The 22,224-nt window shown below is 67.9% G+C and carries 21 protein-coding genes; 16 read left to right on the top strand and 5 right to left on the bottom strand.

Annotated elements, in window-relative coordinates; translation table 11 throughout:
- Window positions 1–7 precede the first annotated feature (7 nt).
- On the top strand, window positions 8–994 hold the full coding sequence (locus OC372_RS16030) for a nucleoside hydrolase (RefSeq protein WP_262002765.1): 987 nt from the start codon (window positions 8–10) through the stop codon (window positions 992–994).
- Window positions 995–1,007: 13 nt separating this feature from the next.
- Here OC372_RS16030 and OC372_RS16025 read toward each other — a convergent pair whose 3' ends face one another.
- Window positions 1,008–1,421, bottom strand: coding sequence for a hypothetical protein (locus tag OC372_RS16025; protein ID WP_167632875.1), 414 nt, complete (start codon window positions 1,419–1,421; stop codon window positions 1,008–1,010).
- A gap of 94 nt (window positions 1,422–1,515) precedes the next feature.
- On the opposite strand from OC372_RS16025, the gene OC372_RS16020 reads away from it, so the two are divergent.
- The 10 genes from OC372_RS16020 to OC372_RS15975 all read left to right on the top strand — a co-directional run bounded on the left by OC372_RS16020 (window position 1,516) and on the right by OC372_RS15975 (window position 9,472).
- Window positions 1,516–2,835 carry an MFS transporter gene (locus OC372_RS16020; RefSeq protein WP_105710766.1) on the top strand — a complete coding sequence of 440 codons (1,320 nt, stop codon included), beginning with the start codon at window positions 1,516–1,518 and terminating at the stop codon, window positions 2,833–2,835.
- A 7-nt stretch (window positions 2,836–2,842) separates the two neighbouring features.
- On the top strand, window positions 2,843–3,133 hold the full coding sequence (locus OC372_RS16015) for a hypothetical protein (protein WP_262002761.1): 291 nt from the start codon (window positions 2,843–2,845) through the stop codon (window positions 3,131–3,133).
- A 21-nt stretch (window positions 3,134–3,154) separates the two neighbouring features.
- Window positions 3,155–4,114, top strand: a complete 960-nt coding sequence (locus tag OC372_RS16010) for a nucleoside hydrolase (RefSeq protein ID WP_262002759.1) — start codon at window positions 3,155–3,157, stop codon at window positions 4,112–4,114.
- A 139-nt stretch (window positions 4,115–4,253) separates the two neighbouring features.
- Window positions 4,254–4,700 carry a hypothetical protein gene (locus OC372_RS16005; RefSeq protein WP_262002757.1) on the top strand — a complete coding sequence of 149 codons (447 nt, stop codon included), beginning with the start codon at window positions 4,254–4,256 and terminating at the stop codon, window positions 4,698–4,700.
- A gap of 554 nt (window positions 4,701–5,254) precedes the next feature.
- On the top strand, window positions 5,255–5,473 hold the full coding sequence (locus tag OC372_RS16000) for a hypothetical protein (RefSeq protein ID WP_262002755.1): 219 nt from the start codon (window positions 5,255–5,257) through the stop codon (window positions 5,471–5,473).
- Between the two features lie 339 nt (window positions 5,474–5,812).
- Window positions 5,813–6,259, top strand: coding sequence for a hypothetical protein (locus OC372_RS15995; protein WP_262002753.1), 447 nt, complete (start codon window positions 5,813–5,815; stop codon window positions 6,257–6,259).
- Window positions 6,260–6,763: 504 nt separating this feature from the next.
- A complete protein-coding gene (locus tag OC372_RS15990; protein WP_262002751.1) occupies window positions 6,764–6,904 on the top strand; it encodes a hypothetical protein in 141 nt (46 codons plus the stop codon).
- Window positions 6,905–7,262: 358 nt separating this feature from the next.
- A complete protein-coding gene (locus tag OC372_RS15985) occupies window positions 7,263–8,042 on the top strand; it encodes a MerR family transcriptional regulator (protein WP_262002749.1) in 780 nt (259 codons plus the stop codon).
- Between the two features lie 211 nt (window positions 8,043–8,253).
- A complete protein-coding gene (locus OC372_RS15980) occupies window positions 8,254–8,628 on the top strand; it encodes a hypothetical protein (protein ID WP_262002747.1) in 375 nt (124 codons plus the stop codon).
- Between the two features lie 4 nt (window positions 8,629–8,632).
- The gene (locus OC372_RS15975; RefSeq protein ID WP_091032496.1) at window positions 8,633–9,472 is read left to right on the top strand and encodes a nitroreductase family protein; all 840 of its coding nucleotides are present in this window, start codon (window positions 8,633–8,635) and stop codon (window positions 9,470–9,472) included.
- Here OC372_RS15975 and OC372_RS15970 read toward each other — a convergent pair.
- A complete protein-coding gene (locus OC372_RS15970; RefSeq protein ID WP_262002744.1) occupies window positions 9,441–10,967 on the bottom strand; it encodes an FAD-dependent oxidoreductase in 1,527 nt (508 codons plus the stop codon). The two genes, OC372_RS15975 and OC372_RS15970, sit on opposite strands and share 32 nt — an antisense overlap.
- 85 nt (window positions 10,968–11,052) lie before the next feature.
- On the opposite strand from OC372_RS15970, the gene OC372_RS15965 reads away from it, so the two are divergent.
- The 4 genes from OC372_RS15965 (at window position 11,053) to OC372_RS15950 (ending at window position 15,667) form a co-directional block, all read left to right on the top strand.
- Window positions 11,053–11,427, top strand: coding sequence for a fluoride efflux transporter FluC (locus OC372_RS15965; RefSeq protein WP_262002742.1), 375 nt, complete (start codon window positions 11,053–11,055; stop codon window positions 11,425–11,427).
- On the top strand, window positions 11,424–11,783 hold the full coding sequence (locus OC372_RS15960) for a fluoride efflux transporter FluC (protein ID WP_167632892.1): 360 nt from the start codon (window positions 11,424–11,426) through the stop codon (window positions 11,781–11,783). Before OC372_RS15965 ends, OC372_RS15960 begins: the two co-directional genes overlap by 4 nt.
- Before the next feature lie 67 nt (window positions 11,784–11,850).
- The gene (locus OC372_RS15955; protein WP_105710779.1) at window positions 11,851–12,438 is read left to right on the top strand and encodes a TetR/AcrR family transcriptional regulator; all 588 of its coding nucleotides are present in this window, start codon (window positions 11,851–11,853) and stop codon (window positions 12,436–12,438) included.
- Between the two features lie 16 nt (window positions 12,439–12,454).
- Complete coding sequence (locus OC372_RS15950) at window positions 12,455–15,667, top strand: efflux RND transporter permease subunit (RefSeq protein WP_262002738.1); 3,213 nt, start codon at window positions 12,455–12,457, stop codon at window positions 15,665–15,667.
- A 152-nt stretch (window positions 15,668–15,819) separates the two neighbouring features.
- Here the strand turns inward: OC372_RS15950 and OC372_RS15945 are convergent, their stop codons facing one another.
- On the bottom strand, window positions 15,820–16,716 hold the full coding sequence (locus OC372_RS15945; RefSeq protein ID WP_262002736.1) for an aldose 1-epimerase family protein: 897 nt from the start codon (window positions 16,714–16,716) through the stop codon (window positions 15,820–15,822).
- A 282-nt stretch (window positions 16,717–16,998) separates the two neighbouring features.
- Here OC372_RS15945 and OC372_RS15940 point away from each other — a divergent pair, with 282 nt between their 5' ends.
- Window positions 16,999–19,296: a DEAD/DEAH box helicase gene (locus tag OC372_RS15940; protein ID WP_262002733.1), complete on the top strand. Its 2,298-nt coding sequence runs from the start codon at window positions 16,999–17,001 to the stop codon at window positions 19,294–19,296.
- 205 nt (window positions 19,297–19,501) lie between these two features.
- On the opposite strand, the gene OC372_RS15935 is transcribed toward OC372_RS15940, so the two are convergent.
- Together OC372_RS15935 and OC372_RS15930 are read right to left on the bottom strand one after the other, a co-directional pair.
- The gene (locus OC372_RS15935; RefSeq protein WP_262002731.1) at window positions 19,502–20,041 is read right to left on the bottom strand and encodes a YaeQ family protein; all 540 of its coding nucleotides are present in this window, start codon (window positions 20,039–20,041) and stop codon (window positions 19,502–19,504) included.
- A gap of 61 nt (window positions 20,042–20,102) precedes the next feature.
- Complete coding sequence (locus OC372_RS15930; RefSeq protein ID WP_262002729.1) at window positions 20,103–22,220, bottom strand: intein-containing Rv2578c family radical SAM protein; 2,118 nt, start codon at window positions 22,218–22,220, stop codon at window positions 20,103–20,105.
- Window positions 22,221–22,224 lie beyond the last annotated feature (4 nt).

Genomic DNA, 22,224 nt, shown 5'->3' with positions numbered 1-22,224 from the left:
AGCACTCATGAGAAAAGTCATCGTCGACACCGACACCGGCGTGGATGACGCGCTGGCGCTGATGCTGCTGGCCGCCGATCCCGAGGTCGAGATCCTGGCGGTGGTCAGCGTCTTCGGCAACACCACCGGCGAGCGCGCGGCCGACAACGCCCGCTACGTGTTGGATACCTGCGGACGCACGGATGTGCCCGTGTACCGCGGCGCGGACGTGCCGCTCATCCAGGAGCTGCGGATGAACCCCGGCATCCACGGCGAGGACGGCTTCGGCAACACCGGGCTTCGTCCGGAGCAGTCCGTGGATCCCGAGCCGGTCGGCGTCGACATCGTGCTCGACCTGGTCGATCGGCATGAGGGCGAGATCGACTACCTCGCGCTCGGCCCGCAGACGAACCTCGCCGCCGCTCTCGAGACGCGGCCCGACCTGCTGCAGCGACTCCACTCGACCACCATCGTGGGGACGCTCGGGCCGGCGCTGTACCACGACACCGCGCCGTGGGAGGATCGCCGGTTCCGGGTCTCGCGCGACCCCAACGTCTCGTTCGACATCGACGCGGCGCGCATCGTGGCAGCCCACGAGGGCGACGTCACCTGGTGCGGGCCGTACGTCACCCGTCAGGCCCTCGTGCCCGAGGACTTCTTCCTCGACATCGCCTCGTCGACCGGCTTCGCCCCCGCACAGCTGATCACCGCGATCAGTCGGGACTACGCCGGCTTCTACTCGCGCTCGTACCCGCAGCCGGAAGGGCGCCGGGTCATGGGCATCAACGACAGCATGGCGGTCGCGAGCCTGCTGTTCCCCGACTTGGTGACCGGTGCGGTCATGCGTCCGCTCGAGACCTTCCTCGACCAGGAGACCGGCGACCGCTACCTCGCCGGGGTGCACCCGGTGAAGGACGAGACGCGGCCGATCCATCGTGTCGTCTTCGACATGGACTTCGACGGCGTGCTCGAGCGGATCGGCGAGGTGCTGCGGCGCCCGCTTCCGTGGCGCTGAGCCCCGCGGCGACTCAGTCGTAGGAGCGCGCGCGCACCCACGGCATCGGCAGCAGATCGGCGGCGGTCACCCACACCGGGTGGCCGCCGTCGTCGGCGAGTGTGCGGATGCCCGGGGCGATGGCGGGCACGAGCTCACGGCACACGCCGCAGGGGTTGAGGATGACCGTGGTTCCGTCTTCCCGCAGCCCCACCGCGACCATGGCCTCGATGTCCTGCTCGCCGCCGATCCTGGCGTTCGCGAGGGCCGTGCTCTCGGCGCAGACGCTCACTCGCGGGGAGCGGAGGCTGAGGCCGAGATAGATCTGTCCTGACGCTCCGCGGGCGGCAGCCGCGACGCGGTGCAGGTCGGCGTCGTGCGTGCGGACGAGGAGTTCGGAGGCGGCGTCGACGAGGCGGCGGTCGGTGTCGTTCAGCGGTGAAGTCACGATGCACTCTTTCTGTCGCGAAGGGCGATCCTGCTATGCTATAGTCGTCAACGGGTCGATCACCTCCCCCTCGAGGGCAGAGCAAAGGAGCTCCATGAGCACTGAAGAAGTAGTGGCAGCCACGGCGCCGCAGCAGCTGACGAGCAAGGCCAGCAAGACAGAGCGCCGCAACCTCCGGGCGCTGAGCTGGGGCCACGCGCTCGAGTGGTACGACTGGGCGATCTTCGGGCTCCTGTCGGTCTACCTCGGTGCGGCGTTCTTCCCCTCCGACAGCCCGCTCGCCTCGACCCTGAACGCGCTCGCGGTCTTCGCGGTCGGCTTCGTCGCCCGCCCCCTCGGTGGCGTCGTCTTCGGTTTCGTCGCCGACCGGTACGGGCGCCGGAAGATCATGATCTTCGCCGTCGGAGCCGTCGCCCTGGGCAGCTTCATCATCGGCATCCTCCCCGACTTCCAGACCATCGGCGTTCTCGCGCCGATCATCGTCGTCGCCGCACGCCTCCTCCAGGGCCTCTCCGCCGGTGTCGAGGCGCCGCTCGGAACGGCATACGCCCTCGAGCTGGTGCCCAACCGTCCCGGTTATGTCGCCGGGTTCTTCGCCTTCTTCAACAACCTGGGCAACCTGCTCGCACCGCTGTCGATCTTCTTCATCAGCCTGCTGCTGGGACCGGAAGCCCTGGCGGCCTACGGCTGGCGCATCCCGTTCCTCGTGGGCGGAGCGTTCGGTCTCATCGTCCTGTGGCTGCGCCGCACGCTGCCGGAGACGCTCGACACCGCAGCCATCCGCACTGTCGGCGCGATCCCCACGAAGAACAACTCCGTGTGGCGCGATGTGCGCAAGTACTGGCTGAGCGTGCTCGCCACGGTGTTCATCGTGGGCGCCATCCAGGCGTACAACTACACCTGGATCGCCGGTCTGCCGAACCTCGCGAACGGCACGTTCGGAGAGGACCCCACCGCGGTGTTCGCCATCACGACCGGCATGGGCATCTTCCTGACGCTCGGCGCCTACGGTCTGAGCCGCATCCTCGACCGGTTCCCGATGTCTCGGTGGTTCGTCGTCGCCCGCCTGCTGGCGATCCCGACCATTTTCCTGGCGCTGCTGTACTCGCAGCCCGGCGTCGGAACGCTCGCCGGCGTGATGTTCGGCGGCGCGATCGTGCTGCTGCTCAACATGACGATCTTCGTCGTCGTGTCCAACTCGCTCCTGCCGCAGCACATCCGCGGCACCGGCCTCGGGCTCGGATACGGTCTCGGCGTGGCCATCTTCGGCGGCACCGCCTCGTACCTGCTGCTGTGGCTGCAGAGCCAGGGGATGATGTGGGTCTTCCCGATCTACATCGCCACCCTGTGTGCGATCAGCGTCGTGCTCTACCTCCTCGCCAAGAGCCGCAACGGCCTCTTCGTGGGCAAGTGACCGCCTGATGGATACCTGGCGTGAGATCGTCGGCTGGGCCGGCAGTGCTCTCCTGATCATCTCGATCCTCCAGCCGACGATCTCGCGCCTCCGGTGGCTGAACCTCGGAGCATCGGCGATGCTCATGGCCTACAACCTGATGCTCGGCAGCGCGCCCATGGTCGCGCTCAACATCACCCTGATCGCGATCAACTGCTGGTACCTGTTCGTCTACATGCGCTCCGCCCGTGTCGCACGGGCGGAGCCGGTGGTCGCGGAGGGGCTCAGTGAAGCGTCCGAACGGCCTGTGAGCCGCTAGGACATGACAGAAAGCATGGATATGGAACGACTGATCATTGACACCGACCCCGGGATCGACGACGCCGGAGCGCTGTTCTGGGCGCTCGCCTCGGACGCCTTCCACATCGAGGCGCTGACCACGGTATTCGGCAACGTCGATGTCGACACCGCCACGGCGAACGCCCGCAAGATCGCGGCGCTCGCCGGTCGTCCCGATCTGCCCATCTGGAAGGGTGCGAGTCGGCCGTTGGTCGGTGAGCCGAACTTCGCGGAGCACATCCACCGTCCCGGCGGTGTGGGCTACTGGGAGTACCCGGACCCGGATCCCGATGCCGACGTCGAATCCGATGCCGTGCGTCGGATGATCGAGACGGTCATGGCGGCGCCGGGCGAGGTGACCATCATGGCGCTCGCTCCGCTGACGAACGTCGCGCTGGCGATCAAGCTGGAGCCGGAGTTCGCGCGCTCGGTGCGCCGCATCATCTACATGGGTGGGGCGGCCCTCACCTGGGGCAACGTGACCCCGGTCGCGAGCGCGAACATCTACAACGACCCCGAGGCCGCCGAGATCGTCATCCAGTCCGGTGCTCCGCTCACGCAGGTCGGTCTGGATGTGTCCCGCAGCTTCTCGCTCTCGCCCGATCACATCCGCACCCTCTGGGAGTCGCGCTCGCCGATGGGTGTGGCGCTCTGCGAGATGATCGGCTACCCCGATCGCCAGGACGACCGCGACGACATGCCGGAGTGGAAGACCGAGGGCATGCACCTCAACGACGTTCCCTGTGTCGCCTATGCGCTCAACCCCGAGTGGTTCACCGTGCGGCGGCTGCGCGTGGACGTGGAGCTGAACGGCACGCACACCCGCGGTCAGACGGTCGTGCAGATGATCGACCGGTGGCAGGGCGTGCCGAACGTCGACGTGCTCTTCGACATCGACGCGCAGGCGGTCGCCGACGCGCTGACGGCCTCGGTGACCGCATTCGGATCCGCTGTCGACTGACCGGCGTCCCTCGAACCCTCGGAATCGGGGGTGGGGCCGTTTTCGCGTGTGTGGGGGGGCGATGCTGACGGTGACGCATCGTCAGCTCTAGAGTCGAGTGATCGCCACCCCTGCCACCCGAATTCGAGGACAATCGACGATGAGCACGATCTTGGGAGTGAGATACCGCGTGCGATGGGTGCGTTGCCTCGTGGCTCTCGGGGTTTCGAATGCGACCGTCGGCGCTCTGCTGGGATTGATGTACTGGCTGTATTCGTTTGGATTCGACTGGGGAAGTATCGCGGACTCCGGCAACGGCGAGGCTGTGTGGAGTTCCGTCCTGGCGAGCGCCGTCTTCGGACTTCTCGTGCCCACGGGGTTGAGTCTCTTGTCGCTGGTTCCGCAGCCGAGATCACCTCGTTCGTGGCCGATGCGAGTAGCCGTGGGCCCCGCGGCCTGTTCCCTTCTCAGTTTTATCTTCGTCTGGTACTTTCCCGCTGTGCTCGCATTCGTGGCGCTGGCAGCGGTCGGTGGCGGTGCGCTCAGCATCCTGGCTGTTCGGCTGGTCAACGGCGTGCGCACCGAAGCCGATTGTGAACCTTACTGATGAGCGGCGTGCGTTGATGAACCCGCTTATGCCCGCGGTCGGAACACTCGTCGTCTGCTTCGGCATCGCCGTGATCGTGTTCCGTAAGCGTGTGGTGAAGGGTATCGAGCGCAAGGCGAAGAAGATCGGCAGTCCGATGATCTCGAAGTCGGCGAAGTCGGACGGAACTGGGCGCTTGTCCCTGATTTTAAGAAACCTGAGCCGACGTACTCGATTGGGGCGCAGGTCTGTGCTGTCGTGTGTGTCGGAGCGGAAAAACCGGTTTAGGGACCGGGTCTCACTGTAAGTTTGCAGATTGGACCCAAGGCGGGTATATCTTTCTACTCCGCGCAGTCGACGGAAGCGGGTGGAGGCCCGATGATCGTAGGGCGGCTGTTCCGCTTCTGCGGGACCGGTCGGAGCTGGATTTAGCGGTGCCATCGGTGTAATCCCCATGAGCGCCAACGACGGTGCTTATCAGATGCCGTACAGCGTTGAGGCGAGCGTTCAGCGCGGCGGAGGCGCTGGATGTAGCGGAGGGATTGCGTGGACGTTCTAGTCGGAGGAGGTACAGAATGTTCGTCATTGGAATACTGATCGTCGGCTTCGGCATCGTCTTAATCGTCATGCGAAAAAGTGCGCGAAAGAGCATACTTCGAAAGGCGGAGAAAATTGGCAGCCCGATGATCTCGAAATCAGTAAACTCGGACGGGGCCAGGCGCATTGTAGAAGTCGGCGTTGTCTTTATAGCTATCGGCGTGTGGGTGATTCTGGAGGCACTCGGTGTTCTCTAGTTGACTGATTCCGCTGTGAATCAGCTCACATGGCACGCACACGGGTTTCCTCTTCCAATCGAATGATGGTGTTCTCGAGATGCAGTTCTTTCCACCCGGTGAACTGGACACGTCTTTCGAACCTCTCTGGGTGCTTCGACGGGAGTAACCGAGTGAGCATTCGCAGAGATGGGTGATGGTCAGATGCACGTCCATGGAACGCTGGCCTCGGTCCCTCGAGCTTTAGGCCTTGACTGGTCGACGGAATCCCTCGATCAGGGGTCTCGTGTTTCGAGACGAGTGCTGTCAAGACTCGACCGCGAAGCACTCCATGCGTATGCAATCGTGCCAGAAGGTCGCGTGAGTCTTGAGGCTTCCCCCTTTTCGCAGTCTGCGCGGCTTGGCGACGCCGATAGCGTGCTCCCCCGGATCTTCCGGGGATTACCCGCGGTCTCGGACGGAATTCTCATTGTTGATGACGACTTATCGCGTCGTGGCGACCCGGGGCTCGATGGTGTCTCCTTCGTCGACGACAGGGTTATTCGTTGGGAGGGCCTTCAATCACCTTCCCAAGATCTGACCCGCCTGATTCGGAGAGGAGCCTCGGGGTACCCGTTGAATGCGTTCATATCGGGCAACAGGCAAGGTCAGACGCTTCGTCCTTCCGTCGGTTCGCTCTCCGACTCGGATGTTCTGCTGCTCGCAAGCGAGGTGCAGGTCGTCATCCACTCCATCTACGATGCAGAGTCTTTCCTGCTCTTGGTTCTCGACGAAGAGGTCAACGCGTTCCTGGGTTCACTCATATGACCTCGACCGCCGAGTGTCCGGCTGGAATCTGGTCGTACTCGTATCGTTTTGATCACCCCATCGGAACGACCAAGCATGACGCCGACTTCTTCACTTTCGCGTCTCTCAGCCGGTTCGAAGCGGCGAAGCCGACCTGGCGACAGCAGGCTTCTAACCTTTCGGCGCTTATGGAGGAGTCGCGATGACGTCGAGAAGGACAAGAGCGTTCCCCCTCATGCTCCTGCTGCTTGGTGCCGTGTTGGTGACGGCTGCGATCGTTGCGTTGTTCCGCTACGGATCGGTCGGCGGTTGGGAGGTATCTCCCGTAGAGCCAGACCATGTCACGCCCCTGCTCGGCACCTTCACGATCTTCGCGGCCGGGGGAGTGCCGGTCGCGCTGATGTGCTGGTCTCTCGAGCGACCGGTGAGTGGCGGATCATCGCGAGTCAGCCGCAACAGTATCCGCCATGTCCTCATCCCCAACGCCTTGGCGGCTGTCGTGGTATCTTCCCGATTTATCTGCTCGTGTGGGATTGGTATCAGGCCTTCGCGGTCGTCGGCGGACTCGCCGTTCTCGGAAGCGTCATGTGCTTCGTCGCCCTGTCTGTCGGAGACAAGGTGCGGCCGAGGACGGCCGACCCCGACGATGCGATCGAGCACCGGTGACCGCCTCCCCGGGACCACACTCGCCGGGGTTCCAGGAAAGATCGCTCCACTGTAAGAAGGCAGGACGGTCTATTTGACCGCCGCGCTTGACGCGATCTTCGTCCGTCAGCGTCCGCGATCTGTTGGTACGCCCAGGACTCCACTCTCGCGCTGATGAAGGCCCGCTACGCCCGCTCAGTGCTGACGCTCCACCGTCGCTGCTCCGAGTGCACGGGAAGCTGTCGAATGCACGGCCTGACCGCGTCGACAGCCCGTGCAGTCGTCGGTAACCCGTGCACTCGAGAAGGAGTGGCGGACTACTTGACCTTGACGCAACGTCAACTTCTAGAGTCGAGATATCGAACAGGAAGAAGGCGACATGGAACGGGACGACTGGTCCATCCAGGAGATCGCGCGGCTGGCGGGAACCACGAGTCGCACGCTGCGGCACTACGACGACATCGGACTGCTGCCGCCTTCGCGCATCGCGAGCAACGGCTACCGGCACTACGACGGACAGGCGCTCGTACGGCTGCAGCGCATCCTCCTGCTGCGGGAGCTCGGACTCGGGCTGCCGCAGATCGCGGAGGTGCTCGAACGCGAGCGCGGCGAAGCACCCGCCCTCGAGACCCATCTCGCGCTGCTGCGCGAGGAGCAAGCCCGGCTGGCGCGGCAGATCGCGTCGGTCGAATCGACCATCACAGCATTGAGAGGAGGTGAGAACCTCATGGCAGAGAACATGTTCGACGGCTTCGACCACACCCAGTACAAGGAGGAGGTCGAGGATCGTTGGGGCAAGAAGGCCTACGCCGACAGCGACCGCTGGTGGCGGGGGATGGCGGATGCCGAGCGCGCCGACTGGCAGCAGCGCGTGTCCGACCTCGGACGCGACTGGATCGCCGCGGCGGAAAGCGGCATCGACCCGGCATCCGCCGAGGCTCAGGACGTCGCGCGACGCCACGTGGAGTGGCTCACGGGCATCCCGGGTACGCCCGCGGCCGTCCCCGGCGGCGACGTCAAGGCGTACGTGATCGGGCTCGGCGAGATGTACGTCGCGGATCCGCGCTTCGGCGCGAATTACGCGACGTCGTCCGGCGGCACCCACGGCGCGGAGTTCGTCCGCGACGCGCTCCGCATCTATGCGGAGGCGAACCTCTAGCGAGTGGGGGCGTTTCGTCTCGTCGCTGCGCTCCTCGCTCAACGACCGGGTGGGGGGCGTTCGCGCTCCTCGCTCAACGGCCGCGACGACTGCGGTCGTTGAGCGAGCGGAGCGAGACGAAACGCCCCTCCCGGCGTATCCGGGCCTAGCGAACGGCGGGTCGGGGTGCAAGGGGGAGTCCCCGGTGCGGGGGCGGGCGTAGGGTCGTGCCATGAGTCGGCGGCACAGGGACAGGGATGCATCGCCGCTGTTCCTCGTCGCGACAGCGGCCTACACCGCGAACTGTGCACTCGGCGCCTCGGTCGCCGCCCGGCTCATCGACACCAGCCGGTTCCGCTGGCTGCATCACGCGCTCTACATCGTGACCTGCACCACCGTCGCCGCGGCCACCGTGGTCGGCTGGTCCCGCGGCCCCCGCACCTCCGGTCGCCGCGCCGCCCTCGCACTGCTCCCCGCGGCGGGCCCCCTCGCCGCGATCCCATACCTCGGCAGCCACGGCCGCCGGCATCCACTCGTCGCGCTCGCCGCGGCCCCCTTCATCGTCGCGGGACTCGTCGTCTCGCTCCGCCCCGCCGACCGGAAGTGACCGCATGGAACTGCTCGACGCCATCCGCCGCCGCAAGACCACGAACGGGCCCTTCCTGCCCGACCCGGTGTCGGAGGAGCATCAGCGCATCCTCCTCGAAGCCGCGGGCCGCGCGCCCTCGCAGCTGAACAGCCAGCCGTGGCGGTTCGTCGTGATCGAGAGCCGCGACACCATCGAGCAGATCGCCCGCATCTCGGGCGAGAGCATGACCGAGGCGATGTCGAACGGCACGTTCTTCGAGCGCTACAAGCCGTACTTCCGCTTCAGCCAGGCCGAGATGGAAGAGAAGCGCAGTGGGATGCTGTTCGACAAGCTGCCCGCCGCCCTCCGCCCGTTCACGAGCCAGGTGTTCACCAAGCGCGGGCAGACGCTCATGAACACGTTCGGGGTGCCCAAGACCCTCGGCTCCGAGAACCGCAAGCTCGTCGCGGGGTCGCCGCTGCTGATCGGCGTCATGCTCGACCGCAGCGAGTACCGGCCGGGGCAGCTGTCGTCGTTCTACTCGGTGTTCAGCATGGGGGCGGCCATGGAGAACATCTGGCTCACGACGGTCGAGCTCGGCATGGGCATCCAGTTCATCTCCTTCCCGATGGAGGTGCCGGGGCGCTGGGACGAGATCGTCGAGCTGCTGCGGGTGCCCGACGACCTCGAGCTCATGGCCGTCTACCGGCTGGGCTACCTGCCGCCCGAGCAGCGCCGCCCCGCGATCGACTGGTCGAGCAGCCAGCGCAAGCTCGTGTCGCAGTACGTGTTCCGCGAGAACGGAGACACGCCTCAGGAGGGGTGGGACGACGGCCCGACGACCGGCCCGGTCACTCCCGGCCCGAGCGCGGCAGGCGACTGAGGTCCTTCACCGCCGGACCCTCGATGCGGGTGCCGTCGGCCGCGAACCGTGAGGCGTGCAGCGGGCAGTCCCACGTGCACTCGGCATCGTTCCACTCGAGCACGCCGCCCATGTGCGTGCACACCGCGCCGACCGCGCGCGTCACGCCGTGGACCGTCGAGACGCCGACCGGACGACCGCCCCGGTTCGCCACCACGCCCTCGCCCTCGGCAGGCTTCGCGACGGGGACCGAGCGGCTCTCGGCATCCGCCCATCCGCCGGCGAGCGCGGCCGCGACCTTCCCGCCCTCGACCGCTCCGCGTCCGAGGTCGGCGGGCATGGTCATACGCGTGCCGATGGTCGTCATCCAGGTCGGCCGGTCGCGCCACGGCGTGCCGAGGATCTCGGCGGTGAGACGCTGTGCGGCGGCCGGCGCGTTCGATAGGCCCCATTTGGCGTAGCCCGTCGCGAACCGGATGCGGCCGAGACCGCGGGGCATCGCACCGACGAACGGGATCAGGTTGTGCGACTCGTAGTCCTGCGCCGACCATCGATGCGTCTCCTCGGCGCCGGGGAAGTGCAGCTGTGTCCAGGCGACGAGGTCTTCGACCGCGGCCTTCTCGCTGTCGGACCTGCCGACCGGGTGGCCGTTGCCTCCGACGACGAGCTGGGCCTCGCCCCCGGGCCCGTCGGCCGCGCTCACCGGACGGACCGAGCGAGTCGGGCCGTCGACCGAGAGGAACATCCCCGCGGGCACATCGCCCGGCACCCGGAACGACACGCAGTACGACCGCAGCCCGTGCGTCTTGGCGAAGTACAGCCCGCGGTCGGTGATCGGGGTGCCGGTCGCGAGCACGATGTGGTCAGCGAAGATGGGCCCCGCCGTGGTGTCGACGCGACCGGGCAGCGCGCGGGTACCGGTGGCGCGGACGCCGATGTGCAGCGTGCCGCCCGCACTCAGCAGCTCGTGGGCGAGCGCGACGGTCACGGCGACCGGGTCGATCGCGATCTGATCGTCGAGGGCCACGGCGGCGGCCACCGGGAACGGCGTCGACGGCACCGTGGTGGCGGCCAGCATCCGTGTCGGCAGCCCGGCCTCGCGGGCAGCGTCGTGCTGGTCGCGCACGTCTCCTGCGCCGTCGGGACCCTGCGCGTAGGAGTGGTCGGTGTGGCGGGTGAACGGCACATCCGCGCTCTCGGCGAAGGCGGTCAGCCACTCCATCCCCGACCTGTTGGCGTCGACGTACGCGCGCACGAGCGACGCCGGGTGGTGGCGCCGGATCGCCGCGAGCCGTGACCCCTGCAGGAGCGACAGCTTGCCGGTGTTCGCACCGGTCGCGAGCTCGGCGATGCCACCCGCGTCGATCACGGCCACGTCGAGCCCGGCCCGGGTGAGCATGACGGCCGTCGTGAGGCCGGTGATGCCGGCGCCGACGACCACGACGTCGTGTCGCGCACCCTCCTCGAAGGGCGATCCGGTCGGCAGCGACTTCTCGAGCTTCCACAGAGGGGTCATGTGCACAGTCAACGGCGTGCGGTGCCCGGCATCCACGCCCTTGACATCGCCGCGGCGCACTGTCACGCGCGACTACAGTGGCGAGGTGACCCTCCGCCGCATCCTCCTCGTCGCCGCGGGCGGCACGGTGGGCACGGCGGCACGACTCGGCCTGGGGCTCGCTCTCCCGGACGCCGGCGGTCTGCCCGTCGCGGTGCTCGTCGCGAACGTGCTCGGTGCCCTGCTGATCGGTGTGCTGGCCGCCCGGATCCCCGCTTCCACGGATCTGCGACTGCTGCTCGGCACCGGGGTGCTCGGCGGCTTCACGACGTACAGCGCCTTCATGACGGGGAGCGTGGAGCTGTGGGCGGATGCTCCGGTGCTCGCGTTCGCCTATGCCGCGGGCAGCCTCGTGCTCGGGCTCGGCGCGGCAGCTCTCGGGCTGCGCATCGCCCGCCCGCGCGCCGGAGCGACATCGTGAGCCCGCTGCTGTTCGTCGGCGCCGCGCTCGCCGGGGGTGTCGGTGCGGTGCTGCGATACGTCGTCGACCTCGGCGTCGCCCGGCTGGCCGGTCGCCGGTTTCCGTGGGGGATCCTGCTGGTGAACCTCTCCGGATCCTTCGCGCTCGGCATCGTCACGACCGCACTGCCGGATGCCGCGTTCCTGCTCGGCGCCGGGCTGCTCGGCGGGTACACGACCTTCAGCACCGCGATGCTCGACACGGTCGCCCTGTGGCGCGACGGCGAGCGCCCGGCATCCGTCTTCAATGCCGTCGGGATGCTGCTGCTCGGCCTGCTCGCCGCGGGTCTCGGGCTGGCTGTCGGCTCGTTGTTCTGACCGCTCCCAGCGTCCTCACAATCCGGAAATGTACAAACGTACATGTACGGATGTCCAGGGGGTTCGGATGGGTGATGGGTCGCGTCGTCGACGTGACCCTGAAGCGCGCCGTCGCGAGATCGTGACCGCGGCCGCCGAGCTCATCGTCGAAGTGGGCGCCGAGGCCGTCACCCACCGCAAGGTCGCCGCCCGCGCGGGCGTTCCCCTCGGTGCGACCACCCAGTACTTCGACACCCTCGATGACCTCCGCTCGGCCGCCTTCCGCGCGCTCGCCGACGAGGTCGATGCGCGCCTCGACGGCGTCCGGCAGACCATCGCCGACCGCGGGGACAGCCCCGCCGTGATCGCCGCGCTCGTGTTCGAGAGCCTCGACGACCACCATGCCGTGCAGGCCGACCGCGCCGTGGTCACCGCGGCCGTGCACGACCCCCGGCTGCGCGAGCTCGCACGTCATCTCTCCGACCGGCTCGTAGAACTTCTCGAGCCGACCTATGGCGAAGACCGCGCCCGAGCGGCGATGATCTTCATCGACGGCGTCATGTGGAGCATGCAGATCCGCGACGCCCATCTCGAACAGTCCTTCATCGAGACCGCACTGGCGCGGATCCTCGGAGATTCCGTCTCCACTCCCTCCGCAGCGACAGCCACACCCTGACACCGAGGAAACCGCCTTGTCGAAACTCGCCATCCTGAGCCTCAAGAACCGCGCGCTCATCGCCCTGATCACCATCGTCGCGGCGGTGTTCGGCGGGCTCGCGCTCACCAACCTCAAGCAGGAGCTGATCCCTTCGCTCGAGCTGCCGGCGCTCGTCGTGATGACGACGTACCCCGGTGCCTCGCCGGAGGTCGTCGAGAACGACGTGTCGACGCCGATCGAGTCGGCTATCCAGGGAGTGCCGGGGTTGGAGTCGACCACGGCCACCAGCACCACGAACGCCTCGATCGTGCAGGCGATGTTCGCCTACGGCACCAACCTCGCCACCGCCGAGCAGAAGATCCAGCAGGCGATCAACCGCGTCTCCTCGCAGCTGCCGGAAGACGTGGCCCCGCAGGTGCTGTCGGTCTCCATCGACGACTTCCCGGTGATCCAGGTGGCCGTCACCGGATTCGAGGATGCCGACAACGCGCAGGCCGAGCTCGAATCCGTCGCGATCCCCGAGCTGGAAGACGTCGATGGCGTGAACGCCGCCGAGATCGTCGGCGGTGTCGGGCAGCGCATCAGCATCACGCCCGACCCCGCCAAGCTCGCCGCCGAAGGCCAGAGCACGCAGGCGATCAGCAATGCGCTGCAGCAGAACGGCACGCTCTTCCCCGGCGGGGACATCACCGAGAACGGTCAGACGCTCACGGTGCAGACCGGAGCGAAGATCACCTCGGTCGAAGAGATCGCGGCACTCCCGCTCGTCGGCACCACCTCGACCATCGGTGATGTCGCCACGGTCGTGCAGGAGTCCGACCCGGTCACCTCGATCTCGCGCGTCGACGGCAAGGACGCGCTCTCGATCTCGATCACCAAGCTCCCCGCCGCGAACACCGTGGAGGTGTCGAACGGCGTGATCGCCGCGCTCGACACGATCAGCGACGCCTTCCCCGACGCCGAGTTCACGATCATCTTCGACCAGGCGCCGTTCATCGTGCAGTCGATCGAGACGCTGGCGACCGAGGGCCTGCTCGGCCTGGTGTTCGCGGTGATCGTGATCCTCGTGTTCCTGATGTCGATCCGCTCCACGCTCGTCACCGCCATCTCGATCCCGACGAGCGTGCTCATCACCTTCATCGGGCTGCAGGCGTTCGGCTACTCGCTCAACGTGCTGACCCTCGGTGCGCTCACGATCGCGATCGGCCGCGTGGTCGACGACTCCATCGTGGTGATCGAGAACATCAAACGTCACTACGTCGGCGATGCCGACAAGGGTGATGCGATCCGCCTCGCCGTGCGCGAGGTCGCCATGGCGATCACGGCATCCACGATCACGACCGTCGCGGTGTTCCTGCCGATCGTCTTCGTCGGCGACATGGTCGGCGAGCTGTTCCGACCGTTCGCCATGACCGTGACCATTGCGATGGTCGCCTCGCTCCTGGTCGCTCTCACCATCGTCCCGGTGCTCGCATACTGGTTCCTCAAGCCGGGCAAGGAGCTCGTCGACGAGCACGGCAACGTCATCGACCCCGAGCACCCGGATGCTCCGCCCACGCAGCTGCAGCGCGTCTACCGGCCGATCCTCGGCTGGACTCTGAAGCACTCCGGTGTCACGGTGATCCTCGCCGTCGTGGTGCTCGGCGCCACGCTCGCCGCCGCACCGCTCATGAAGATCAACTTCCTGAGCGACTCCGGCCAGAACACCATGACCGTCACGCAGGACCTCGGCCCGACCGCGAGCCTGCAGGCGAAGTCGGATGCCGCGGTCGAGGTCGAGGACGCACTCCTCGGCATCGACGGCATCGAGCACGTGCAGGCCTCGATCGGCACCAGCGGCTCGGCCCTCAGCGACGCGTTCTCGGGCGGAGCGGGTGTCACCTACTCGGTGCTCACCGACGGCGACGCCGACCAGGAGAAGCTGCGCGCCGACGTGCAGGACGCGATCGACGGACTCGGCGACGACGTGGGCGAGGTGTCGGTCGCGGCATCCGCCGGCTTCGGCTCGAGCGACATCGAGATCACGGTCACGGCATCCAACGCCGACGACCTGCAGACCGCGACCACCTCGGTCGTCGAGGAGCTCGACGGACGCGACGGCGTCGGCCAGGTGACCGACAACCTCGCCGCCTCGCTGCCGTACATCGCCGTGGTCGTCGACCGGGAGGCAGCCGCCCAGCGCGGTCTCTCCGAGGTCGCGGTCGGCTCGATCGTCTCGAACACCATGCGTCCGCAGCAGGCCGGATCGGTCGAGATCGACGACACCGCGCTGACCATCTACATCGTCACGCCGGAGCCGCCGACCACGGTCCAGGCGCTCAAGGAGCTCGCGATCCCGACCCCGCTCGGCGTCGTGCAGCTGCAGGACATCGCGACCGTCGAGCAGCGCAACGGGCCCACCTCGATCACGACCGAGCAGGGTCGCCGGACATCGACGGTCACCGTGCCGCCGGCATCCGACAACCTCGCCACCGCCACGCAGTCGGTGACCGAGGCGCTCGCCGCGGCCGACCTGCCCGACGGAGCCTCCGCCGAGGTCGGCGGTGTCGCCTCGCAGCAGGCCGACTCGTTCTCGCAGCTCGGACTCGCGATGCTCGCGGCGATCCTGATCGTCTACGTGGTGATGGTCGCGGTCTTCAAGTCGCTGCGCCAGCCGCTGCTGCTGCTCGTCTCGGTGCCGTTCGCGGCGACCGGCGCGATCCTGCTGCAGATCGTCACGGGCGTGCCGCTCGGTGTCGCCTCGCTGATCGGTGTGCTGATGCTCATCGGCATCGTGGTGACGAACGCGATCGTGCTCGTCGACCTCGTGAACCAGTATCGGGAGAAGGGTCTGTCGACCATCGAGGCGGTGAAGGCCGGTGGCGAGAAGCGTCTGCGGCCGATCCTCATGACCGCGCTCGCGACCATCCTCGCGCTGACGCCGATGGCTCTCGGCATCACCGGCCACGGCGGGTTCATCTCGCAGCCGCTGGCGATCGTCGTGATCGGCGGACTGCTCTCCTCGACCGTGCTGACACTGATCGTGCTGCCCACGCTCTACAACCTCGTCGAGGGTGCCAAGGAGCGGCGGGCCGCACGCAAGGCCGGAGGATCGGATGCCGGCGGAGCGCCGAAGCCGGATGCTCCCGTCGACCCCGACACGTCGGGTGCCGCGGTGGCTCCGGCCGGATCGGTGCTGATCGACGCGTCCGGCCTGCCGCACGCGCCGCAGCTCACGCGGCGCGAGCTGCGCGACCGCGGGGAGTAGTTCCCGTCCGGCGGGCGTGCGGTCTCGCCCGCCGGCTGTTCACAACTCCGCAGAAAGGCCCCGGATCCGCACCCACATGCGCGATCCGGGGCCTTTCGGCTCGGTTATTGAGGAGTTGTGAACGGCCCGACCCTGCGACGAGTCGGAACAGGTCAGCCGAGGGCGATGCCCCAGTGCAGGGTCCAGGTCTCGTCGGGGGCGAGACGACGGATGCCGAGGCCGCTGTTCAGCGCATCGGCGGGCGCGGTCATCGGCTCGATCGCGACCGCGAGGCTCTGCCCCGGGTAGGCGGGCGTCGTGTACACCTGCACGTAGTCGAAGCCCTCGCCCTGCCACAGGGTCACGCGGCGGCCGTCGGGTGCCGTGAGCGAGTGCCGCACTCGGCCGTCGGCGTCGCGGGCGAGGCCGGTGAAGCCGGTGTCGAGGGTGACGTCGCCCAGCCGGACCCCGTCGCGCAGGGCGGCCTCGGCGGGACGGGTGTCGGTGGGGAGCATCCGCTCGTCGGTCGTGAACGCCGTCTCGGCGGGAACACGCAGCACCAGGTCATGCGGGTCGACGTCGCCGATCGTCACGAAGGGGTGCGTGCCGAGAGCGACCGGCGCGGGCGTCGCCGAGCGGTTGGTGAGTGTGTGCGTGACCTCGATGCCGTCGGGCGTGAGCGTGTAGGTCACGGCGGTCTCGATCAGGTACGGGTAGCCGGTCTGGGGCACGATCGTCGCCCGCAGCACGGCTTCGGCGTCGGTGTGCGACACCTCGTACGCCGTGAAGCGCAGCAGGCCGTGACTCGCATTGTTCAGCTTCGGCTCGGTGATCGCGAGCAGGCGCGGGGTTCCGTCGTCATCCCACCGACCGTCGCGCACGCGGTTCGGCCACGGGGCGAGGACCACGCCGGAACAGGCGGGCGTCGGCTGATCGAGCGGGTATGGAGGGACGAGGTCGACGCCGCCGAGGCGCAGCGACCGCAGAGACGCGCCGACCTGCGCGATCTGGGCGGTCGCATCGCCGAGTCGGAGGGTGATCTGGGCGCCGGTGGGGGATGCGGAAGTCACTTCGACATCGTACGGCCACCCCCGCGTCGGCACTCTCTCAGGCGCGTCGGCTACACTTGTGCGGTCGGCTTCGGACACCCGCGCGTTGGCGCGGACGTTTTATGTGTGTGAAGTGTGAGTCCAGGGGCCGATGGTGAGCGTCGCTCGACGCTAATCAACCATCACATGAATGGCCCCGGCCGCTGACAGTCCGGAACCCCGCTGGTCGCATCCGACCACGCGCAGGGTGCTCGCGCGTGTGCGCGGCGCTGTTCTCGTGCGAGAACACAGAAAGACAACGCAATGCCCAAGAACAAGAAGCCCCGCGGCGGACGTCCCGCCGCCAACTTCGAGCCGCGCTACGGCGCCAAGAAGACCTCCTTCCACGACCGCCACAACGGCGGCCCCGCCCGTGACGGTGCGCGCGACGAGCGTGGTGCCCGCGCGGATGCCGGCGACCGCCGCTCCGCCCCCGCCGCCGGCGGCTACGACCGTCGTCCCGGCAGCCGCAGCGCCGGTCACCGTGGATACCGCCCGGCCGAGCCCGAGTCGGGTGCGCCCAAGCAGCGCTGGAACGCCTCCGAGCGTGCCGGCCGCGACGAGGCCCGGGGCATCCGCAACCGCGCCGAGTCCGGACGCCGCGAGGCACCGCACCACCGCAACGACGACCGCTCCGAGCGTCCTCGCTACAACGACCGGCCCAGCGCCGGCGGCCGCTTCGACGACCGTCCGCGTCGGGACGACCGTGGCGGACAGCGTCCGAGCGGACAGCGCCCGACCGGTCCCGGAACCTACCGCGACGAGCGCGGCGGCGACCGCTCCCGCTTCGACCGCGACGACCGCTCGCGTCGTGACGACCGTGGCGCCGGCACCCAGCGTCAGGGCTTCCGTGACAACGACCACCGCGATGGCGGGCGTCCGGTCCGCGACGACCGCCGTGGCGGCGGCGAGCGTCCCCGGTTCAACAGCGACCGTGGCGCCGAGCGTCCCCGGTTCAACAACGACCGTGGCGCCGAGCGCCCCCGGTTCGACCGCGACGAGCGTCCGCGTCGTGACGACCGCGGCGGCGACCGTGCCCGGAGCAACGACCGTGGCGCCGACCGCGGCGGCGAGCGTTCGTACGACGCCGACCGCGCCCGTCGGGCCTTCGACCGCGACCGCACGCAGCGTTCGTACGAGGGCGGCCGTGACGAGCGTTCGCGTCCGTCGACCGGTGGCGCGTACCGCACCGAGCGTCCGCGCCCGCTGACCTCCGACACCCGCGGGCGTCCGGCGCGCAACGAGCGTCCGAGCCGCAACGACTGGAACGCCACCAGCCGGCCCGAGTCCACCGGGGCCAAGTTCACCCCGGGCGACGACGTCGTGCACGAGCGCCTCGAGGCGAAGTCCGTCGCGGCCGTCGAGGTCGACGGTGTGACCTTCGGCGACCTCGGTCTCGGCTCGAATATCGTCGAGACCCTGGTCGGAATGGGCGCGGCCACGCCGTTCCCGATCCAGGCCGCGAGCATCCCGGCCGTCCTCGCCGGGCGCGACGTGCTCGCCCGTGGTCGCACCGGCTCCGGCAAGACCATCGCCTTCGGTGCACCGCTCGTCGAGCGCGTGCTGCAGTCGCAGGCAGGCAAGCGCCGTGAGTTCGGGCGGTCGCCGCGTGCGATCATCCTCGCTCCGACGCGCGAGCTCGCGCTGCAGATCGATCGCACGATTCAGCCGATCGCCCGCAGCGTCGGCCTGTTCACCACGCAGATCTACGGTGGTGTCCCGCAGGGCCGCCAGGTGGGTGCGCTGAAGAAGGGCGTCGACATCGTGATCGGCACCCCCGGTCGTGTCGAAGACCTCATCAACCAGGGCAAGCTCGACCTCTCGGACTGCCGCATCGCGGTGCTCGACGAGGCCGACCACATGTGCGAGCTCGGGTTCGTCGAGCCCGTGCAGCGCATCCTGCGTCACACCGCCGACGGCAGCCAGAAGCTGCTGTTCTCGGCCACGCTCGACCGTGAGGTCGCGGCTCTCGTCGACGAGTTCCTCGTCGACCCGGCCGTGTACGAGGTCGCCGGTGAGGACCAGGATTCCAGCACGATCGAGCACCGCGTGCTCGTGATCGAGCACCGTGACAAGGCCGACATCCTCACCTCTCTCGTCGACCGTGCCGGCAAGACGCTGGTCTTCGCTCGCACCCGTGCCTACGCCGACATGCTCGCCGAGCAGTTCGACGACGCCGGCATCCCGGCCGTCTCGCTGCACGGCGACCTGAACCAGGCCAAGCGCACGCGCAACCTCGAGCGTCTGACCTCGGGCCGCGTGAACGTGCTCGTCGCCACGGATGTCGCCGCCCGCGGCATCCACGTCGACGACATCGACCTGGTCGTCCAGGCCGACGCTCCCGACGAGTACAAGACGTACCTGCACCGCTCGGGCCGTACCGGCCGCGCGGGTCGTTCGGGTCGTGTCGTCACGCTGATCACGCGTCAGCGTCAGCGTCGCATGACCGAGCTGCTCGACCGCGCCGAGATCGACGCGCCGTTCGAGAACGCGCGCCTCGACGACGACGTGATCGAGGAGATCGCCGGTCGCGTGCCGACCGCGGCCGACCTCACCGCCTGAGTCTCGCTCACCAGAGGTCCCGTCCCGCTTCCGCGGTCCGGGGCCTCTGTCGTGTCCGCGCCCCGCGCTCCCCGCCCCCTACCCGCCCCCTGCTGCCGAGTGCACGGGATGCTGCCGAGTGCACGGCTTACCTGCGTGAAGACGCCGTGCGTTCGACGCGAAGCCGTGCGCTCGGCGGTGGGGGGAGCGGGCTGCGTCGCGCCTGTCAGGCCAGCTCGTGCACGTGCACGGTCGAGGTCAGGCTCGTGCCGTTGAGGTCGAGGTAGATCACTCCCTCGGCCCGCGTGAGGGTCATCGTGTTGCGGCGTTCGATCAGGGCCGCGGCCGACTCGATGAACCCGGGGTCGAAGCTGTACACGCGGATGTCCTCGCGGCGGTGGATGCGCTTGTCCGCCCACTGCGCCATGACCTTCGCGGGATCGCGGTGCGTGTAGACGACAGTGCGTTCGGCCAGTCGGCTGCCGTGGTGCAGTCGCTCGGCATCGGGCGCCCCGATCTCGACCCAGACGGTGATGAGCCCGGTCATGTCGCGCACGAGCACGGCCGGTTCCTCGGTCGACGAGATGCTGCCGCCGAACGTGATGCCCTCGGCGAACTCGAGCCCGTAGGCGAGCACGCGGGTGAGCATGTACGCGTCGGTCTCGGACGGATGCCGCGCCACGCGCAGCGAGTAGTCCTCGTAGATTCCGCGGTCGGTGTCAGCGAGCTGCACCTCGAATGTGTGGACTGTCGAACCGATCGCCATGATCCCCGAGCCTACGCGGCCACGGGCGGGGCGACCGACCGGGTGAGAGGGGCGATCCGGATCAGAACAGCATCGGCTGCGCAGCCGCGGCCTGAGCAGTGGGCGTGAAGCGCACCGCTGCCGCGGTCGCCGCTCCCGACTGTACGTGTCCCTGCCCTGGTCGGAACCCGCGGCGGGAGTAGTCGTCTTCATGGCGGCCGTCGAGTCCGTGCATCCGGATGAGGGGGCGAGCGCGTTTCGCGAGCCACTGCCGGTATCCCTTGGGAGCCTCGGCCGAGGCGCCGGGATAGAGCCCGCGATACGACGACACCAGGTCGGGCCGGTTGGCGCCGAGCCACTCGAAGAACCACGGCTTGACGCCCGGTCGCAGATGCAGTGCTCCGTAGATGACGGTGCGCGCTCCCGCCTCTTTGATGCGCACGAGGGCGCTGTCGATCGCCTCGAGAGAGTCGGTCATGTGCGGCATGATCGGCATGAGGAACACGGTCACGGGAAACCCGGCGTCGGCCAGGGCGCGAACGGTGTCGAGGCGGGCCTGGGTGGTCGGCGCTCCGGGCTCGATGGCCTTCTGCAGCTCGTCGTCGTACATCGCGATCGACATCTGCATGTCGACGGGCACGCGCTGCGCGGCCTTCACGAGCAGGGGGATGTCGCGGCGGATCAGCGTCCCCTTGGTGAGGATCGACATCGGGGTGCCGGATGCGGCGAGGGTCTCGATGATGCCGGGCATGAGCTTGTAGCGCCCCTCGGCCCGCTGATACGGGTCGGTGTTCGTGCCCAGGGCGACTGTCTCGTGCTGCCAGCTGCCGCGCCGCAGCTCCTTCTCGAGCACCTCGACCACGTTCACCTTGACCACGATCTGCGAATCGAAGTCCGACCCGCCGTCGAGGTCGAGGTACTCGTGCGTGCCGCGGGCGAAACAGTTATGACTGATGACGCCGTTTGCGATGAAGTCGCCCGTGCCCGTCGTGATGTCGAGCAGATCCCGAATCCCCGGCAGAGGGGTGATGTCCACGACCCGAAGATCCGCTGCTGTCTTCACCGCCGTACCGATGACATCGAGTTTTCGTGTAATGGCCGGATTCACCGTCGCGAAGAACTTATGACGACTCGGCAGGCCTCCGATCACTCGAACGCTGCGTACGCCGCCAGGGCGCGGGGGCTCCACGATGTGGGGAATGCCGAGCGCATTCATACCTTCTTTGATCAGTCGGATGATGTCCGTGTCTTTGTTCGATATGCGCAGGACCCCGCGCGAGCAGCTGCCCTCTGCATCGAACACTCCACCGAGGAAGCCTGCGAACCAGGTCTCGTCAGGCGATCCCGGCGTGATGATGAGGTGTTCGATCTTCGCTACGCCGGCGCGCGCTGCTGTGTGGATCGCGTCTGCGGCGCTGCGGGTCGCGCTCTTGGCAGTGAAAGCCCGCAGTCGAGTCGGCACACCCTCGGCATCGAGGTATCCGCGGGTGCGCTCCAACGCCTCAGAATCGATCAGGGCCAGGCGGAACATGTTGATCTCGCGAGTTCGCGTCGCACTCGGATAGGTGCCATGGAAGATCATTCCGTCGCCGCGGAGCATGCCTGCGAGGTAACCACGCCGGTAGGAGTCACTGGTGTAGTCGATCTGATCGACGGACGGCCCGATGCCGAAGCCCATCAGACGATTGTTCGTCGTGAGATGCGGTCTCTGTCCGGACTCGGCGTCCGAGACATGCTTCCATCCTCGCTCCGTGAGGAAGCGGTGGTCGCCACTGGCGACCACCGCTGTGCCATCGGCGAGAGTCAGTCGAAATGCGGGCTTCTGGGTCGACCACTTGGCGCGAATCTCCGTACGCACATAGCGTCGATAGCTTCCGATCCGCTCTGTCCCCACAATCTCATCGCCGATCTCAAGGTCGCGCAATGGTCGCTGCCGACCGTCCGCGCACAGGATCAGAGTGTCGGGGGAGACGCAGTAAACGCATGCATGCGAACATCCGCGGTACGGGTTGATCGTCCAGGCGAACGGCATGCGCGAAGCGCCGGGCACATGGTTCAGAGCCGACTTCGACAGCACCTCGTGGAACGTCATCCCGGCGAACTCAGGGGTGGTCACCGACCGCAGCACGCTCGACCGATCTTCGAGCCCGGGCAGCGCCGCTGCATCCGTCTCGCCGAGCTTCTGTCCGTGCCACCGCATCTGA

Source organism: Microbacterium sp. Mcb102 (assembly GCF_024519805.1).
Taxonomy (GTDB): domain Bacteria; phylum Actinomycetota; class Actinomycetes; order Actinomycetales; family Microbacteriaceae; genus Microbacterium.
This window is presented reverse-complemented; position numbering and strand designations above follow the sequence as displayed.

What these genes read in the sequence shown, in the direction of transcription:
- OC372_RS15980 (WP_262002747.1), top strand. Translation starts at nt 8,254, where the DNA reads ATGAGTCGGCGGCACAGGGACAGGGATGCATCGCCGCTGTTCCTCGTC.
- OC372_RS16020 (WP_105710766.1), top strand. Translation starts at nt 1,516, where the DNA reads ATGAGCACTGAAGAAGTAGTGGCAGCCACGGCGCCGCAGCAGCTGACG.
- OC372_RS16010 (WP_262002759.1), top strand. Translation starts at nt 3,155, where the DNA reads ATGGAACGACTGATCATTGACACCGACCCCGGGATCGACGACGCCGGA.
- OC372_RS15975 (WP_091032496.1), top strand. Translation starts at nt 8,633, where the DNA reads ATGGAACTGCTCGACGCCATCCGCCGCCGCAAGACCACGAACGGGCCC.
- OC372_RS15955 (WP_105710779.1), top strand. Translation starts at nt 11,851, where the DNA reads ATGGGTGATGGGTCGCGTCGTCGACGTGACCCTGAAGCGCGCCGTCGC.
- OC372_RS15930 (WP_262002729.1), bottom strand. Translation starts at nt 22,220, where the DNA reads ATGCGGTGGCACGGACAGAAGCTCGGCGAGACGGATGCAGCGGCGCTG.
- OC372_RS15970 (WP_262002744.1), bottom strand. Translation starts at nt 10,967, where the DNA reads ATGACCCCTCTGTGGAAGCTCGAGAAGTCGCTGCCGACCGGATCGCCC.
- OC372_RS15940 (WP_262002733.1), top strand. Translation starts at nt 16,999, where the DNA reads ATGCCCAAGAACAAGAAGCCCCGCGGCGGACGTCCCGCCGCCAACTTC.
- OC372_RS16005 (WP_262002757.1), top strand. Translation starts at nt 4,254, where the DNA reads ATGAGCACGATCTTGGGAGTGAGATACCGCGTGCGATGGGTGCGTTGC.
- OC372_RS16030 (WP_262002765.1), top strand. Translation starts at nt 8, where the DNA reads ATGAGAAAAGTCATCGTCGACACCGACACCGGCGTGGATGACGCGCTG.
- OC372_RS16000 (WP_262002755.1), top strand. Translation starts at nt 5,255, where the DNA reads ATGTTCGTCATTGGAATACTGATCGTCGGCTTCGGCATCGTCTTAATC.
- OC372_RS15985 (WP_262002749.1), top strand. Translation starts at nt 7,263, where the DNA reads ATGGAACGGGACGACTGGTCCATCCAGGAGATCGCGCGGCTGGCGGGA.
- OC372_RS15935 (WP_262002731.1), bottom strand. Translation starts at nt 20,041, where the DNA reads ATGGCGATCGGTTCGACAGTCCACACATTCGAGGTGCAGCTCGCTGAC.
- OC372_RS16015 (WP_262002761.1), top strand. Translation starts at nt 2,843, where the DNA reads ATGGATACCTGGCGTGAGATCGTCGGCTGGGCCGGCAGTGCTCTCCTG.